Source organism: Catellatospora sp. IY07-71 (assembly GCF_018326265.1).
Lineage (GTDB): Bacteria > Actinomycetota > Actinomycetes > Mycobacteriales > Micromonosporaceae > Catellatospora.
In genome coordinates this window covers 3,811,859-3,828,535 of sequence record NZ_AP023360.1, presented here as the reverse complement: position 1 = coordinate 3,828,535, position 16,677 = coordinate 3,811,859, and the positions used below count along the sequence as shown (strand labels likewise).

Here is a 16,677-nt window from a genome sequence, read left to right as displayed (position 1 = left end):
TGACGCGTTCCCTCGGGGTCGAGGACCCGGCACGTGCCCGCGGCCGCCCGTGGAGGCGGGACGCTGGTGCCCGGCCGGGCCACCGGGCCGCCGCGGTCGTGCCGCGGAGCCCGGACGGTCGGTCCGGAGCCGGGTCGCCGAATGACCGGCTCCGAGGTGGCGGTGCGGGGGGCCGGACGGACGCGGCCCCCCGCACGAATCAGAGTGTGATCATGTCGAACTTCTCCCACGGCCCGATGGCCGTGCGGTTGGCGATGAGCGAGCCCGCTCCTGCGTTCTCGGCCACCACGTACAGGTTGTTGACCGTGGCCCGGAGGCTCACCGTGTTGTCGGAGTTGCGGACCAGCGCGAACGTCTCCCAGGAACCGGCCGTGGCGCGGTTGGCCAGCAGCGGGTTGGCGCCCGCGTTCTCGGCGCAGACGAACTGGCCGTTGCTGCGGGCCCGCAGCGCGATGTTGCCGCCACCCCGGTCGACCACCTCGAACTGCTGGGCGGTGCCGGTCGTGGTCGAGTTGGCGATCAGCGCCGTGGTGGCGTTGGCCGCCGTCACGTACTGGCCGTTGGCCAGGGCCCGCAGTGCCACGTAGCCCGTGGGCTGCGGGGTGCCGCCGGTGGTGATACGCAGCGCGTCCACGATCGCCACCGAGGTGGTCTTGTTGACGATGCGGATGGTGTGCTGCGCGTTGGTCAGGCCGGTCTTCGACCAGACCACCACCTGCGCCTGCCGCGCGCCGGACACGTTCAGGTTGACGTTGGCCTGGAACACGTTGTCCAGGTACACGTCGACGTTGCCCATGTCGCTGAACCGCTCGGACAGGTACTCGATGCCGGTGCCGGTGAAGGTGTAGCTGGCCGCGGCGTTGACGGTGTTGGTGTGGTGGGTGTCGTCGTTGTAGTCGCCGTAGCCCCGGCCGGTGGTGTGGTACCACCCGGCGTCGTAGCTGAGCTCGGTGTTGTTGACCAGCCCGCCCCCGCCGCCGGTGCCCAGGCCCAGCGTCGAGGCGGTGTTGCGCAGCGACTTGGCGTCGTTGTTCTGCGTGCCGGTCAGCGTGGCCGCGGTGTAGTTGGCCAGCGGCTTGGCGGTGCGCTCGACCACGTACACCGTGTTCGCGGCGGTGGCGAAGCTGATCTCCGCCGCGCTGGACGTGGTGATGATCGCGTTGTCACTGGTGCGGCGCACCCGGACCTGCTGGGTGCCCCACGGGTTGACCACGGTGGCGTTCTTGCCGAACTGGCTGCGCAGGCCCACGTACTTGATCTCGCCGGCCTCGCGCTCCGAGCTGACCAGGAAGCCGTCCTTGGCCAGCAGGGTGAACCTGCCGACGAACGACGAGTCGCTCGGCACCGCCGGGAACACCCTGATCTTGTCGTTGTAGCTCTGCATCAGCGACTCGTTCATGGCGACCAGGTGGATGCCCAGGTACTCGAACACCCCGTTGGTGTTGTTGGTCATGCCGTTGGGGTAGTTCTGGTAGCGCTGCAGCATCAGCTTCATGCCGTTGAACGCCTGGTCACCCATACCGAGCCGGGCGGCCTGCGCGTGGTCGTTGGCCCACACGTTGGCGTACGGGTTGGGCCGCACGTTCCAGGTGTTCACCGCGGTGTTGTAGTCGGGGTAACCGATGCCGGTGCGGTCGTACGGCCAGATCAGCTCGGCCGACACGTTCTCACCGTTGCGCACCTGCGAAGACGGCGGGTCGTGCGGGAGCCAGGCGTTGTTGGAGACCTGGTACGGCCACAGGTTGTCGACCAGGTTCTGCCAGCCGGCGCGCAGCCCGCTGTCCAGGCCGAGCTGCGTGCTGACCTGGATGGTCAGCGGGGCCAGCAGCCGCACCGCGGCCAGGTCCGTGATCGCGTTGCGCACGTCCCAGTAGGTCTCGTGCGCGTTGCTGTTGACCATCTGGTACTTGCCGTTGATCAGCTGGAACCGGTTCTGGTAGAAGCGCAGGGCGTCCTTCATGTACGGATACACCGTGTTCTGCAGGTACGCGGTGTCGTTGGTGTACCGGTACTGCAGGTACATGTTGTAGGCGGCTTCGGTGCCGGTGGAGTAGATGTCGTTGACGTAGTCGCTGTTGATGGTGCCGCGGGCGTTGCCGTCCCAGCCCATCGTCTCCGGCACCCACAGCGAGTCGGTGCCGTACCTGGTCTGCGTGTACGCCTTCAGCGCGGCGTAGTTGCGGCTGTAGAGCCGGTTGAACACCGCCATCATGTCGGCGTGGTTGCTGGCCAGGAACGAGTTGTAGACGTCGCGCTGGTTCCAGTACCAGTACCCGTTGCTCCACTTGGTCTGGTCGCCGGTCGCCCGGAACACGCCGTTGATGAAGTGCACCGGGTAGTTGCCGAACCCGCCCGCCGCGATCATGTACGTGGACAGGTAGTACACGTTCTCCAGGTAGTCGGCCTCGCCGTTGGAGTTCGAGTACTGCACGAACGACTTCGCCCAGAAGTTGTGCCACCAGTTCTTGTAGTTCGTGAACGTGGTGCTGTAGCCCGTGGACTTCGCCGCGTTCAGCTGGCTCTTGGCCTGGGCGACCGAGTCGAGGTTCGGGGAGTTGATCCGGCTGGCCGCGGTGAACCAGATGGTGTAGCTCGACGTCGGCGTGATGCTCAGCCGCACCCGCGTCCCGTTGACCACCGACGCCGTGTACGACGCGCCCTCGACCGTGGCGGCGAAGGTGTAGCCGAAGTTGTTCGGGTCGGCCTGGCCCCGGCTGAACCACGCGGCGGAGGAGTCGCTGCCGGTGGACACGGTGCGCCAGGTGGTCAGGTCGGGCACGTCGGCGCTGTTGCCGACCCCGTTCGGGTCCCACAGGCTCAGCTCCAGCGTCGCACTCGACACCCCGCCACGGGTGTCGTCGACGTGGATGCCCATCACCTCGGAGCCGGGCGAGCCCATCATGGTGACGGTGCGGTTGCTGTCGTACTTCGTGGTCAGCGTGCCGTCGTAGAGCGACAGGCGCTGCTGGAAGGCGCTGGAGCCGGAGTCCAGGGCCGGGCTGGTGTTGAAGTTGAGCAGGCCGGCGGCGAAGGCCGACTGCTGCGACAGGTCCACGCCGGACACCTGGGCGGTGATCCCGTTGTTCGCCCAGACCATGGCACCGGTCTTGCCGTTGCCGACCGTCAGGCCGTGCAGCGGGTTCGTGTTCGGGCGGTTGTAGACGATGTCGTGCTTGGACAGGTATCCGGCGTAGTTGACGTTGAACGCGCCGGTGGAGCTGTTGAACGCGGCGTCGGTCGGCGACGCCAGGGCGGGTGCGGCGGGGGCTGCCGCGCCCAGGCCCGCGGCGACGAGCGCCGCCAGGGCCAGTCGTAACGACTTGCTGAGGTTCATGGGGGTATGACCTCCGCGAGATGGGGGCAGAGTTTCCGGCCTGTTACGAGACCGTGTATGAAATATCCTATAGGATAGAGGAAGATCAGCTTAAGACATGTCACTGTTTATATGGAAATTGGTGGGCTCAGTGGATTTCTGAGCGATCCTGTTGCCTCAGGCCGATCTGCTCGCCACGAACTCCGCCAGCCCCGCCAGCGCCTGCCGCGCGTCCGGCGCGAGATCCAGGAAGTCCAGCGCACGCAGCGACTCCGCTCGCGCGGCCGCGATCCGCTCCTCCACCGCCGCCAGCGCCCCGCTGCCGGCCACCACCTCCCGCACCAGCCGTGCCCCCGGCTCGTCCAGCTGCGGATCCCCCACGTGCGCCGACAGCACCGCACGCGACCGCACATCGGCGCGCGCGTACGCCTCCGCCAGCAGCTGCGTCGGCTTGCCCTGGCGCAGGTCGTCCAGGGTGGACTTGCCCGTGCGTGCCGGGTCCCCGAACACCCCCAGCACGTCGTCGCGCAGCTGGAACGCCTCGCCCAGCGGCTCGCCGTACGCGGCCAGCCCGTCGAGCACCGCGTCCGGCGCCCCGGCCAGCGTCGCCCCGATCTGCAGCGGCCGCACCACCGAGTAGCGGCCGGTCTTGAGCTGCACCACCCGCGCCGCGCGGGCCGGTGCGCCCGGCCCGAAGTCGGCCATCGCCTGCGCGACGACCTCCAGGTACTCCCCCGCCACCGCCTCGGTGCGCATCACCGCGAACAGTCGCCGCGCCTGGCCCAGCCGCACCGGCTCCACCGGGCACCCGGCCAGCAGCTCCTCGGCCCACATCGCGCACAGGTCACCGCAGAGCAGCGCGGTGTTGCGCCCGAACGCCCGCGCGTCGCCGCGCCAGCCGTGCCGCGCGTGCGCCGCCGCGAACTCCTCGTGCAGCGACGGCGCGCCCCGGCGGCGGGTGCCGTCGTCGATCAGGTCGTCGTGGATCAGCGCGAAGCAGTGGAACAGCTCCAGCGCCGCGCCCGCGGTCACCGCGCGCTGGTCGTCGGCCCGCTCCGCCGGGGCGGCCGTGCCGCGCCAAGCCCAGTAGCAGAACGCCGGCCGCAGCCGCTTCCCGCCGCTCAGGATGAACCGCCGCAGCGAATCCAGCATCGGCCGCAGGTCCTCATCGGGCCACAGCAGCCGCTGCCCGTCCACGAACCCGGCCAGCACCGCGTCGATCCGCGCGGCCAGCGGCGTCGGCGCGGGCGCGAGCGTCACGACCCACCCCCCGCCCGCCCCACAGGCACCCCCGCCTGCGTCCCCGCCCACCACGCGGGCGTGCCCGCCCGGCCTGCCTGCAGTTTCAGGGAAACTGCACGAATCCTCGCGACCGACCCTGCGGTTTCCCCGAAACTGCCACACCCCGGCCTCACGGCGTGCTCCCGGCGAGGCGGAGGAGGAGGGCTTTGACGTCGGTGGCGGCGATGCGGTCGACGGCGGGGCCGGGGTCGGAGCACAGGAGGAGGGGGGCGTCGTCGGGGGTGGGTGGGAGCAGGCCGTGGGAGCCGCGGACCGCCTGCGCGCCGGCGTCGAGGCCGATCACGTTCATGCGGTAGCGCATGCCGAGCTTCTTGCGGACCAGGGCCTTCGCGGCGCGGGCCTTGGCGGCGCCGGGGGCGGCCGGGTCGAAGAACAGCTCGGCGGGGTCGTAGCCGGGCTTGCGGTGGATCTCGACATGGGTGGCGAAGTCGGGGGCACGCTTGTCGTCGAGCCAGTAGTAGTAGGTGAACCAGGCGTCGGGCTCGGCCAGCAGCACCAGCTCGCCGCTGCGGGCGTGGTCCAGCCCCTGCTCGGCCTTGCCGGACTCGTCGAGCACCTGCCCGACGCCGGGCAGCTCGGCGCAGATCTTCGCGACGGCGGCCAGGTCGGCGGGGTCGCGTACGTACACGTGCGCGATCTGGTGGTCGGCCACCGCGAACGCGCGCGACGTCCACGGGTCGAGGTACTCCATGCCGTCCTGGGTGTGCACGTGCAGCAGCCCGGCGGCGCGCAGTGCCCGGTTGACGTGCACGGGGCGCGACACCTCGGTGATGCCGTACTCCGACAGCGCGACCAGCGTCGCCCCGCGCGCGGCGGCGGCGTCGAGCAGCGGGCCGAGGACCTCGTCGAGCGCGGCGGCGGCCTGGGCCGAGCGCGGGTCGGCCGGGCCGAAGCGCTGCAGGTCGTAGTCGAGGTGCGGCACGTACACCAGGGTCAGGTCCGGGTCGCGGGTCTTCATCACGTGCACCGCCGCGTCGGCGATCCACTTCGAGGAGGGCAGGCCCGCGCCCGGCCCCCAGTACGTGAACAGCGGGAACTCCGGCAGCTCGTCGTGCAGCTCGGCCGGGATCGTGTAACAGTCGGGCTCCTTGCGGCCGTCGGCGCGGTAGATGGGGCGCGGCGTGATCGTCCAGTCCACGTCCGCGCCCATGGCGTACCACCAGCAGATGTTCGCCACGGTGTAGCCGGGGCGGGCCTTGCGGATGGCGTCCCAGACCCGCTCGCCCTCGATCAGCGCGTGGTGCTGCCGCCACAGCAGCACCTCGCCGAGGTCGCGGAAGTACCACCCGTTGCCGACGATGCCGTGCCCGGCCGGGGTCTGCCCGGTCAGGAAGGTGGCCTGCACCGAGCAGGTGACCGCCGGGACGACCGGGTCGAGCCGGGCGGTGAACCCGTCCGCGCACGCGGCCCGCAGCCGGGGCATGTGCGCCAGCAGCCGCGGCGTCAGCCCGACGACGTCCAGCACCACCAGCGGATTGATCCGGTCCATCAGGACACCCCCAGCGCGGCGAACTGTTCCCGGGCGAAGGCCAGCTCGGCGGCGATGCCCGCGGCCAGCCCCGCGTCGTCGACGGGGCGGGCCGCCGACGGCAGCACGTCCCAGGTGTAGGTCTCGACCTCGAAGTGGTCGCAGTCGGAGTTGGTGAGCAGCGCGGCCAGGCCCTCCTGGAGCACCTGGGTGCTGGTGCGCAGCGGCTCCAGCGCGGCGGCATGCAGCGGGGCGTGGAAGTGGATGCGCCACGGGCCGGGCGCGTCCGAGGCCAGCGCGAGCGGCAGGTCGTCGAAGCGCTCCCCCGCCGAGCTGCGGGTCTGGTGCAGGAAGCGCGGCTCGGCGTACGCCGCGAGCACCTGCCGGGCCGCCTGCGGGTCCTCGACCTCCAGCGCCTGGGACACCTGCACCTTGACCACGGGCACCCCGGCCGACTTCAGCTTGGCGACGGCATCCGACGGGTCCTCCCAGCCGCAGGCCAGGTGCGCCAGGTCGACGCATACGCCCAGATGCTCGTCGGCCACCGCGCTCAGCGCCGCGACGGCCTGGTCGGTGGACTCGACCACGCAGCCCGGCTCGGGCTCGAGCGCGACCCGGACCGTCCGGTCCAGCCGGGCGAGCCCGGCCGCCAGCTCGCCGAACTGGGCCCGCGCCGCGCCGAAGCGCCGCTTGTCCCAGGGCTCGCGCCAGGCCAGCGGCAGCGTCGAGATCGAGCCGCGCGTTGCGTCGTCGGGCAGCAGCTCGGCCAGCACCAGGGCCAGGTCGAGGGTGTAGCGCAGCCGCCGCGGGTCGGTCCAGTCCGGCAGGTACACGTCGTGCTTGACGACCGGGGCCTGGAACGCCTGGTACGGGAAGCCGTTGAGGGTGACCGTCTCCAGGCCGCGCGCCGACAGCTCGGTCCGCAGCCGCTTGCGCAGCTCGGGCTGCTCGGCCAGGGCGCGGGCGACCGGGGCGGCCAGCCACAGGCCCAGCCCCAGCACGTCCGTGCCCAGCCGCTCGCGCACCGGCACCGCGAACCGGTCCAGCTGCGACAGCACCCCGTCGAAGTCCTCGGCGGCGTGCACGTTCGTGCAGTAGGCCAGGTGCACGGTGGTGCCGTCGGCGTCGCGCAGCCGCATCACGAACCCCCGCGCAGGATCGAGTTCCCGGCGAAGGTGGCCTCGGCGGCGGCATCCTCGTCGAGGTCGAGCCGGCCGGACTGGCCGTAGAACTCGACCGGGTTGCGCCACAGCACCCGGTCCACGTCGTCGGCGCTGAACCCGGCCGCGAGCATCGCCTCGCCGGTGCGCAGGGTCAGCAGCGGATCGGACCTGCCCCAGTCGGCGGCCGAGTTGACGAGCATGCGCTCCAGGCCGTACTCGCGCAGGATGGCGACCATGCGCTCGGGCGACATCTTGGTGTCGGGGTAGATGGAGAAGCCCATCCAGCAGCCCGTCCCGGCGACCTCGCCGACGGTCGGCTCGTTGAGGTGGTCCAGCACCACCATCCCCGGGTCGATGCCGGACTCCTTGACCGCGTCGAGGCTGCGCCGGGTGCCGGTGACCTTGTCCCGGTGCGGGGTGTGCACCAGCGCGGGCAGCCCGTGCTCGCGCGCGAGCTGCAGCTGTGCCGCGAAGACCTCGTCCTCCTCGGCGGTCATCGAGTCGTAGCCGGTCTCGCCCACCGCGACGACCCGGTCCTTGGCCAGGTAGCGCGGCAGCAGCGGCAGCACCTCCCGGCAGCGCGGGTCGTTGGCCTCCTTCGGGTTCAGCGCGATGGTGCAGTGGTGCCGGATGCCGTACTGGCTCGCCCGGAACGGCTCCCACCCGATCAGCGCGTCGAAGTAGTCGGTGAACGAACCCGGATTGGTGCGGGGCTGGCCGAGCCAGAAAGCCGGCTCGACCAGCGCTCGCACACCCGCCGCCGCCATCCGCTCATAGTCGTCGGTGGTGCGCGAGGTCATGTGGATGTGCGGGTCGAAGATGCGCATCAATGCAGCCTCTCCAGTAGTTCGACGGCGTCGGCGGGCATGGTGCGGCCGGCCGCTTCCCGCTCGTGGCGCAGGGCCGCGAGCATGCGGCCCAGCTCGGTGTCGGCGCGTTCGGCCAGCCCGTCCACCCCGGACAGCGGCAGGCCCATGAACACGCTCTTGAGCACGCCCTGGCGCCACTCGGCGGCGGGCAGATCCCGCGCGCCGGGGCCGAGCGCGGCGGCGACCAGGCGGGTGTCGTTGCTGCGCAGCGCGTCGCGGACCAGGTCCGGCGCGGGGCAGGCCAGCAGCACGGCACGCTTCTCGTCGTTGTCGCCGTAGCGGTACAGCTCGGCGGCGGCGGCCGCGCCGGGCGCGGCGGCGTGCAGCAGGCGCACCCGGGCGTCCTCGGCGGCGGCGCGGCCCACGCCCCGGCGTGCGGCGGGCAGCAGCGTCGCGATCGCGGCCGGGTCGCGGGCGAGCTTGTCGAGCGCGTCGCCGAGCCACTGCGCGGCGCGCAGGAAGGTCAGCGAGCGGGCCGCGACCTCGGGCGCGGCGTGCGAGTGCCGGGGCAGCTCGACGGCGACCAGGCCGGTGTATCCGGTGTCGGCCAGCGCGCGCAGCACCGGCGGAAAGTCGATCTCGCCGGTGCCGAACTCCAGGTGCTCGTGCACGCCCCGGCGCATGTCGTCGATCTGCACGTTGACCAGGTGCGGCCCGGCGATCCGGACGCATTCCTCGACGGTGACCGGCTCGTTGGCGCGGCAGTGGCCGATGTCGAGGGTGAGTTTGAGCTGCTCGCCGACGAGGCCGCGCAGCCGCTGCCAGTCGGCGAGGGTCTCGACGAGCATGCCGGGCTCGGGCTCGAAGCCGGGGGCGACGCCGCGCTCGGCCGCGTAGGCGACCACCTCCGCGCACCCTTCGGCCAGCAGTTGCCAGGCCACGTCGGCGGACACGTGCGCGGGGCGGACCCCGGCCCAGAACGACACGGCTTCGGCGTTCAGCTCGGCGGCGATGTCGACGGCGCGCTTGAGGAAGTCGACGCGGCGCGGCGCGTCCTCGTGCAGGAAGGTGGGCGCGTGCTTGCGCCGGGGGTCGAGCAGGTAACGCGCGCCGGTCTCCACGACCACCGCCAGCTCCCGCTCCGCGAGCAGCCGTGCGGTCCGTGCCACCTGGTCCTTGACATCGACGGCGTACGGGTCCAGGTGCGCGTGGTCCAGCGTCAGCGCGACGCCGGTGTAGCCGAGCTCGGCGAGCACGTCTAGAGCGTCGGCGAGACGGTGGTTGGCGAAGCCGTTGGTGCCGTAGCCGAAGCGCAGGCTCATGTCGGTGACACCTTTCTCGCGAGCTTCGCCCCGGCCGGGGCGGCGGTGGCGATCACGGCCCCGAGCAGCGGCCGTCCGTCGCGCGCGATGAGCGCGCCCTGCAGCGCGGGCAGCGAGGTGATCCCGGCCCCGACCGCGGCGCGCACCCGCGGCGCGTCCGGCTGCCGCAGCACCTCGCGCTGGGCCCGGCCGAAGCGCACCGCGTACCACGCCGCCAGCAGCACCGGCAGCGGCCCGCCGGTACGCCCGGCGGCCTGCGTGGCCACGGCGGCGGTCGCGCCCAGCGTCAGCGCGGGCAGCGTGCGGTCGGCCCCGGACACCTCGCGCCGCGACAGCGCGGTGACGGCGTACGTGTGCGCGGCGACGGCGAGCGCGGGCCGGGCGGCGCGGCGCAGGTCGCCGCCGCTGCCGCCCATCAGCACGTCCAGCCCTCGGCACAGTGCCATGCCGGCCGGGCCCGCCGGGCTGTTCTTCCACTTGACGTCGTAGGTCCAGATGGCGCCCGCGAGCAGCGCGGCGGTGGCCAGGGTGCGCCGCCCGCCGCTGGCCCCGGCCAGCACCAGGCCCGCCGCGGTCAGGCCGCCCGCTACGGCCAGCGCCGTGTTCGGGCTGATCCGGCCGGACGGGATGGGGCGCTCGGGCCGCTCCTTCGCGTCGAGTTCGCGGTCGGCCCAGTCGTTGGCGGCCATGCCGCCCCAGTAGAGGCAGACCGAGGCGGCGGCGACCCCGGCGGTCCGGGCGCTGAGGCTGCCCGCCGCGACCGCGCCCGCGACGGCGTCACCGGGCACCGACAGCGCGGCCGGTGCGCGCACCAGCTGGGCGAGGTCGCGGAGTCTCATCGCGGCTGCTCCCCGTCCTGGTCCGCGCCCTGCTCGGCGTCGGCTGCGGCGCCGCGGGGCTCGTCGGGGCCGGAGTCGGAGGCCGCGAGCGGCCACCCGTGCACCCAGCGGCAGAGCAGCTCCCACTGCTCGGCCAGGCCGTGCGGGACGTCGCCGAGCGGGTCCTTGAAGAAGTACGCGAGCTGCGGCAGCGGCCCGTACGCCCCCTGCGCGTGGGCGGCGGCGGTGAGCCGGGCCAGGTCCAGCACCAGGGGCGCGGCCAGCGCGGAGTCGCAGCCGTGCCAGGTGAACTCCAGCCGCATCCGGCTGCCCAGGAAGCCGCTGAAGGTGATCAGGTCCCAGGCGGTCTTCAGGTCGCCGATGTCTGGCACGTAGTCGATGCGGGTGTGGCCCTCCGGCTCGTAGCCCAGCGTCTCCTTGAGCACCCGCTGCTTGCTGGCCACCTTGGCCGCGTTGGCGTCCGGCCGGGCCAGCGTGGCGCCGTCGCCGCCGCCGAGCAGGTTGGTGCCCGACCAGGAGCGCACCCGCAGGTTGCGCATCGCGAACATGGGCGCGAGCACCGACTTGAGCAGCGTCTCCCCGGTCTTGCCGTCGTGACCGGCGTACGGCACCCGGTGGAACGCGGCGAGCTGGTCGAGCGCGGGCAGCCGTGCCCCGGTGGACGGCGTGAAGTCGACGTACGCGCAGCCCGTGGTGAACGCCGCGTACGCATACCGCGCGCTGGGCGGCAGCACCTGCTCGGTGTGCAGGGCGGCGGCCAGCGCGGCGGCGTCGGCGTGCGCGGGGTGCGGGGCGGCGAGCGGCTCGGTCGAGGACACGTTGACCACGACGACCCGGTCCAGGCCGTGCCGGGTCCGGAAGTCGGCCAGATCGGCGGCGATCCGGGTGACCGTCTCGTGCTGGGTGCGGCCCTCGGGGCGGCGCGCACCTCGGGTTCGGTCGCGGACAGCTCGTCGGCGACGGCGGCGACCACCGCGGCGGGCAGCACCCCCGCGGCGACCAGTGCCTGGGCCTTCTTGACCAGCCCCACGCAGGACACGTCGTGGCCGCCGAAGACCAGATCAGACAGCGCCGGCAGCGCCGGGTGGCGCAGCGCGGGCAGCTCGGTGACGCAGCCGACGGGCTCGGCGAGGGAGGCCCGGATCGCCAGCGCACCCACCATGCTGGTCACCGCGACCGATCCGCGGGCGCCGACGAGCCATATACCTGTACGCACAGGACCTCCTGTAACGCGTTCGTGGCGGCCATATTAAATCCATGTCAGCAAAAGTTTCTAGATAGAGATGCATACTTTTTTCTGATCTAGCAAAAGTTCGGCCGCTGTTGACAAATCGGAGGGCCGAACCGGACGGAAGAGACTTCCCACAGCCGCACGATTCCTATAGGATTCGATGCCGATAGATATCGGATCCGTGTTCGGCGACCGGCTCCGGTTCGCGGGTGACCTCCGCGAACGCCGTCCAGGGGCGTGCCCGCGCCCCGGGGGCGCTGTCCCGGTCGCCGCCCGCGCCCCGCTTCCCCGCTCGCGCCCGCGGCCGACCGGCCCGGCGTGCCGCGGCGTACGCCGGTCGCCGCCCGCTCACCGCGCTAACCTCAGGCAAGGAGCGAGCCACATGCGAAAACGCCTACTGTCCCTGGTCGCCGGCCTCATCACGGTGCTGGCCACGACCCTGCTCGCGCCGGCGGCCCCGGCGTCCGCCGCGCCGCTGACGAAGGTGCTGGTCTTCTCCAAGACGGCCGGCTTCCGCCACTCCTCCATCCCCAACGGCATCGCCGCCATCCAGCAGCTCGGCACGGCCAACGGCTTCACGGTCACCGCGACCGAGGACGCCAACCAGTTCACCACCGCCAACCTGGCCCAGTACCAGGCCGTCATCTGGCTGTCCACCACCGGCGACGTGCTCAACACGACCCAGCAGACCGCGTTCCAGAGCTACATCGCGGCAGGTGGCGGATACGTGGGCATCCACGCCGCGGCCGACACCGAGTACGACTGGGCCTGGTACGGCGGGCTGGTCGGGGCGTACTTCCACTCTCACCCCGCGATCCAGAACGCCCAGCTGCGGGTGGAGGCGCCGGTCAACGCCTCGACCGCGCACCTGCCGTCCACCTGGACCCGCAGCGACGAGTGGTACAACTACCGCACCAACCCGCGTGCCAACGTCCGCGTGCTGATGAACCTCAACGAGGCCAGCTACACCGGCGGCAACATGGGCGACCACCCGATCACCTGGTGCCAGGCGTACGGCGGCGGCCGGGCCTGGTACACCGGCCTCGGCCACACCGAGGCGAGCTTCACCGACCCCGACTTCACCCGGATGCTGCTCGGCGGCATCCAGATCGCGGCCGGCGCGGTCGCCGCCGACTGCAGCAAGCCCACCCCCGGCCCGGCCGGGACCAGCCTGCGCGCCCGCGCCAACGGCAGGTTCGTCACCGCCCCCAACGGCGGGGCGTCGGCGCTGATCGCCAGCGCCACCACCGTGGGCACCGCCGAGCGCTTCGAGATCATCGACCGCGGCAGCGGCAACATCGCCATCCGTGCGCTGGTGAACTCGCGGTACGTCTGCGCCGACAACGCCGGGGCCAACCCGCTCATCGCCAACCGCACCGCGATCGGCGGCTGGGAGACGTTCGCGCTGATCCGCAACAGCAACGGCAGCATCAGCCTGCGGGCACAGGCCAACGGCCGGTACGTCGTCGCGGAGAACGGGGGCGCCGCGCCGCTGATCGCCAACCGCACCTCCATCGGCCCGTGGGAGCAGTTCGACCTGATCACCTCGTAACGGGCACCCGGCCGGCCGGCCGGTGGCGACAGGGCGCCACCGGCCGGTCCGTACGTCGTGGGCTGGTTGTCACGAAACTGTCATGCTTTCGAGGATTAGCTCCGCACCGGACCGGGCATAGGGACCTCCGCCGGTAAGGAGGTAGCCAGGTGAACGATACGGTCGCGACGGCCACGGCACAGGCGGTGCCGCTGGTGGAGGTGCAGGTCAAGGGCGTATTCGACGCGCAAGCGGCGCCCGGGGTGAACCGTCTCCTGGAGGAGGCGCTGGAGCTGCGCCCGCAGCAGATCGTGATCGACCTGGCCGAGTGCGAGACGATCGACGCGGCGGGCATCCTGCTGCTGCTCGACGCGCACCGGCGAGCCGTGCGCGACGGCGGGACCGTCGCCCTGCGCTCACCCAACGAACGCACCCGGCGCAGCCTGCGGCTGGCCCGGCTCGACCGCATGTTGCAGATCCTGCCGTACCAGCAGGGCCGGGTGGTCGCGTGAGCGGCGGCGCACAGCCGACGGCGCGGGACGAGCGCGCCTACGACCTGATCGTCGCGGGTGACCGGGTGCCCGCCGCCGACCCCGACGACAGCAGCGACCACGTCGACGTCGCCCTCGCCTCGCTGCGCCCGTTCGTCGCCGCGCGCCGGGGCACCTGGACGGCGATGCCGGACGGCGCCGGGGCCCGGCTCGGCTCGGGCCTGCTGCGCTCGCTCTACCACCACCAGCGGGCCGAATTCCCGGACGGCTGGTTCGAGCCTTACGAGCAGGCCAACCACGCGCTCGCGCACACCGTCGCCGGGTCCGCGGGATCCGGCGGCATCGTCTGGGTGCACGGGCACCAGCTGCAGCTGCTGCCCCGGCTGCTGCGCCGGATGCGGCCCGACCTGGCCTCCGCGGTGCACCTGCACAGCGCGTTCCCGCCCGCCGAGGCGTTCGGCCGCCTGCCCGAGCACCGCGAGCTGCTGTCCGGGCTGCTCGGTGCCGACGTGGTGGCGCTGCCGCACCGCCGGGCCGTGGACAACCTGCTCGACCTGGCGGGGCGGGTGCACGGGCTGCCGGTGCGCGACGGCCAGATCGCGGTCGGCAACCGGCGGGTGCGGGTACTGGCCTGCGCGCTGCCCGCCGACACCGGCGGCATGCGGCGGCTGTCCCGGCTGCCGCAGGTCCGCGCACGCGCGGCCGAGATCCGGGCCGCGCTGCGGGTGCCCGGGCCGGTGCTGCTGTCCATCGCCGGGTGGGACCCGGCCGACGCGGTCGAGCAGCGGCTGCACGCCTTCGACCGCTTCCTCGCCGAGCACCGGCCGGAGCCGGGCACCGTGGCGCTGCTGCACGTGGCCTGCGGTGAACCGCGCACCCCCGAGGAGCAGGAGCAGCGGGAGCTGACCGACCGCCTGATCGCGAAGCTCAACGGCACGCATGCCAGCGTCGGCCAGGCCGTGGTGCACTACGTGCGCACCAGCCCGGACCGGCGCGAGCTGGCCGCGCTGTACCTGGCCTGCGACGGGCTGCTGGCCACCCCGGTGCACCACGGCACGCTGCACGCCGCGCACGAGTTCGCCGCGGCCCGCGGCGCGCGCGGGGCCACGGTCGTGGTCAGCGAGTTGACCAGCGGCGCCGCCGACCTGCCGGGCGCGATCACGGTGAACCCGCACGACACGGCCTCCTTCGCCGAGGCGATCGCCCGCGCCGCCGGCTGCCACGGTCCCGCGCCGCGCGCCGGTGTCCGGCCGGACCACCCCGAACTCGACTCGTGGGCCGAGCACGTGCTCACCGCGGTGCGCGCCCGCGCCGCGGCCGGGCCGGTCCCGCGCCCCCGGCGGCAGCCTGCCGTGCCGGGCCACACCCGGCCGGCGCCGCCGGAGCGGCCCGCGCCACGGCCGGCCGCACCTGAGCCGTCGCGGCGCACCGACGTGCACTGACGCCGGTCGCAGGCTCCACCGGCCGCCGACGCGGGTGGAGCCTGCCGGCACGGTCAGCCCCAGTGCTGGGGGGCGGGCTGGCGGGTGGTCACGTTCATCCGGTTGAACAGGTTGGTGGTGGCGATCCACAGCACGATCGCGGCCAGCTCGCTCTCGCCGAAGTGCTTGGCCGCCGCCTCCCAGACGTGGTCCGGCACCGGGTCGGGCCGGTCGGCCAGCCGGGTCGCGTACTCGGCCAGCTCCAGCGCGGCCCGCTCGGCGTCGGTGAAGTACGGCGTCTCGCGCCAGGTGGCGACCGAGAACAGCCGGTCGTCGGTCTCCCCCGCCTTGCGCATGGCGCGGGCGCCGGAGTCGACGCAGGCGCCGCAGCCGTTGATCTGGCTGCTGCGCAGGTGCACCAGCTCCAGCGTCGAGGTGGGCACCCCGGCCGAGTGGGCGGCCTTGTAGAGGGCGTTGATGCCCTTCACGGCCTCCGGCAGCAGCGTGGCGGGGTTGGTCATCCGTGCCTGCATGGCGTCCTCCATAGGATCTTGGTCATCCGGGCTGTCACATCGGCCCGTTCTCGTTCGTCATCGGTATGACGGGCCGCTCGACGAAGATGTGACAGATATGGCCTGGATCACACTTGATGGCGATTCACGGAGGTATGCGGGAGATGCGGGATCAGGACTGGCTGGCGGAACGCTTCGAGCAGGACCGGGGACGGCTGCGCGGCGTCGCGTTCCGGATGCTGGGCTCCACCGCCGAGGCCGACGACGCGGTGCAGGAGACCTGGCTGCGACTGTCCCGCACCGACATCAGCGAGGTGGGCAACCTCAGCGGCTGGCTGACCACCGTCGTCGGCCGCATCTGCCTGGACATGCTCCGCTCGCGTACCACCCGCCGGGAGGACACTCTCGACGACGCCGCCGAGACCGGCCTGCTCCCCGCGGCGGGCGCCACGCCCGACCCGGAGCAGGAGGCGCTGCTCGCCGACTCCGTCGGGCTGGCGCTGCTGGTCGTGCTGGACACGCTCGCCCCCGCCGAGCGGCTGGCGTTCGTGCTGCACGACATGTTCGCGGTGCCGTTCGACGAGGTGGCCCCGGTCATCGGGAAGTCGCCGGACGCCGCGCGGCAGCTGGCCAGCCGGGCCCGCCGCCGGGTGCAGGGCCAGGCGCCCGACGCGGCCGAGGCCGACCAGGCCCGCCGCCGTGCGGTGGTCGACGCGTTCCTGACCGCCGCCCGCGAGGGCCGGTTCGAGGACCTGCTGACGGTGCTCGACCCCGACGTGGTGATGCGCGCCGACGCGATGGCCGTGAAGATGGGTTCCACCGCCGAGGCCCACGGCTCACAGACGGTGGCCGGCTACTGGTCCGGCAAGGCCGCCGAGGCCCGTCCCGCGCTGCTCGACGGCATCGTCGGCGCGGTGTGGGCACCGGGCGGCAAGGTGCGCGTCGCGCTCTCCTTCACCGTCGCCGACGGCCGCATCACGGCGATCGACCTCACCGCCGACCGCGCCGCCCTGGCCGCCCTGGACGTGGAACTCCTTTCCGTCTGACCGCGACGGATCCAGGCCTCGGCCACCGGCCCTGGTGTCCCTGCCTGGAGCTCGGGCCCGGGCGGCCGTGCCGGACCCGGACCACCACAGGCCGGCGTCCGGCATCCGCCTGCCGGCGGCATAGGTCACCGCGCGGCGGCCACAACTTCTGGGATGTAGCTACATCCCAGAAGTTGTGGCCGCCACCAAGACCACCGTCGCGGGCGCTTTCCGGCATCGCCCGTCCCGG

12 protein-coding genes and 1 pseudogene are annotated in these 16,677 nt (G+C 72.7%); 4 read left to right on the top strand and 9 right to left on the bottom strand.

Annotated features, from left to right (window positions below; genetic code table 11):
• Positions 1–199: 199 nt before the first annotated feature.
• The 8 genes and pseudogenes from CS0771_RS17190 to CS0771_RS17155 form a co-directional block, all read right to left on the bottom strand.
• Positions 200–3,334, bottom strand: a complete 3,135-nt coding sequence (locus CS0771_RS17190; protein WP_212841930.1) for a glycoside hydrolase family 95-like protein — start codon at positions 3,332–3,334, stop codon at positions 200–202.
• Positions 3,335–3,490: 156 nt separating this feature from the next.
• Positions 3,491–4,573 (bottom strand): polyprenyl synthetase family protein, encoded by a 1,083-nt coding sequence (locus tag CS0771_RS17185; protein WP_212841929.1) that lies wholly within the window; start codon positions 4,571–4,573, stop codon positions 3,491–3,493.
• A gap of 151 nt (positions 4,574–4,724) precedes the next feature.
• Complete coding sequence (locus CS0771_RS17180; protein WP_212841928.1) at positions 4,725–6,104, bottom strand: alkaline phosphatase family protein; 1,380 nt, start codon at positions 6,102–6,104, stop codon at positions 4,725–4,727.
• Positions 6,104–7,222 carry a metabolite traffic protein EboE gene (gene eboE / locus CS0771_RS17175; protein WP_212841927.1) on the bottom strand — a complete coding sequence of 373 codons (1,119 nt, stop codon included), beginning with the start codon at positions 7,220–7,222 and terminating at the stop codon, positions 6,104–6,106. Before eboE ends, CS0771_RS17180 begins: the two co-directional genes overlap by 1 nt.
• Positions 7,222–8,073: a TatD family hydrolase gene (locus CS0771_RS17170; protein ID WP_212841926.1), complete on the bottom strand. Its 852-nt coding sequence runs from the start codon at positions 8,071–8,073 to the stop codon at positions 7,222–7,224. Before CS0771_RS17170 ends, eboE begins: the two co-directional genes overlap by 1 nt.
• Positions 8,073–9,377 (bottom strand): TIM barrel protein, encoded by a 1,305-nt coding sequence (locus CS0771_RS17165; RefSeq protein ID WP_212841925.1) that lies wholly within the window; start codon positions 9,375–9,377, stop codon positions 8,073–8,075. The genes CS0771_RS17170 and CS0771_RS17165 overlap by 1 nt, the downstream gene beginning before the upstream one ends.
• On the bottom strand, positions 9,374–10,216 hold the full coding sequence (locus CS0771_RS17160; RefSeq protein WP_212841924.1) for an SCO3242 family prenyltransferase: 843 nt from the start codon (positions 10,214–10,216) through the stop codon (positions 9,374–9,376). Before CS0771_RS17160 ends, CS0771_RS17165 begins: the two co-directional genes overlap by 4 nt.
• Positions 10,213–11,432 (bottom strand): annotated as a pseudogene (locus CS0771_RS17155) (inositol-3-phosphate synthase). Before CS0771_RS17155 ends, CS0771_RS17160 begins: the two are co-directional and overlap by 4 nt.
• 397 nt (positions 11,433–11,829) lie before the next feature.
• Between CS0771_RS17155 and CS0771_RS39675 the strand changes: the two are divergent.
• The 3 genes from CS0771_RS39675 to CS0771_RS17140 all read left to right on the top strand — a co-directional run bounded on the left by CS0771_RS39675 (position 11,830) and on the right by CS0771_RS17140 (position 14,911).
• Positions 11,830–12,999 (top strand): ThuA domain-containing protein, encoded by a 1,170-nt coding sequence (locus tag CS0771_RS39675; RefSeq protein WP_212841923.1) that lies wholly within the window; start codon positions 11,830–11,832, stop codon positions 12,997–12,999.
• A 149-nt stretch (positions 13,000–13,148) separates the two neighbouring features.
• The gene (locus CS0771_RS17145; RefSeq protein ID WP_244870849.1) at positions 13,149–13,490 is read left to right on the top strand and encodes an STAS domain-containing protein; all 342 of its coding nucleotides are present in this window, start codon (positions 13,149–13,151) and stop codon (positions 13,488–13,490) included.
• Entirely contained in the window at positions 13,487–14,911 is a 1,425-nt protein-coding gene (locus CS0771_RS17140) for a trehalose-6-phosphate synthase (RefSeq protein ID WP_212841922.1), read from the top strand. The genes CS0771_RS17145 and CS0771_RS17140 overlap by 4 nt, the downstream gene beginning before the upstream one ends.
• 53 nt (positions 14,912–14,964) lie before the next feature.
• On the opposite strand, the gene CS0771_RS17135 is transcribed toward CS0771_RS17140, so the two are convergent.
• Positions 14,965–15,423, bottom strand: coding sequence for a carboxymuconolactone decarboxylase family protein (locus CS0771_RS17135; RefSeq protein WP_212841921.1), 459 nt, complete (start codon positions 15,421–15,423; stop codon positions 14,965–14,967).
• Between the two features lie 143 nt (positions 15,424–15,566).
• Between CS0771_RS17135 and CS0771_RS17130 the strand changes: the two genes are divergently transcribed.
• Positions 15,567–16,448 (top strand): sigma-70 family RNA polymerase sigma factor, encoded by an 882-nt coding sequence (locus tag CS0771_RS17130; protein ID WP_212841920.1) that lies wholly within the window; start codon positions 15,567–15,569, stop codon positions 16,446–16,448.
• Positions 16,449–16,677: the final 229 nt, after the last annotated feature.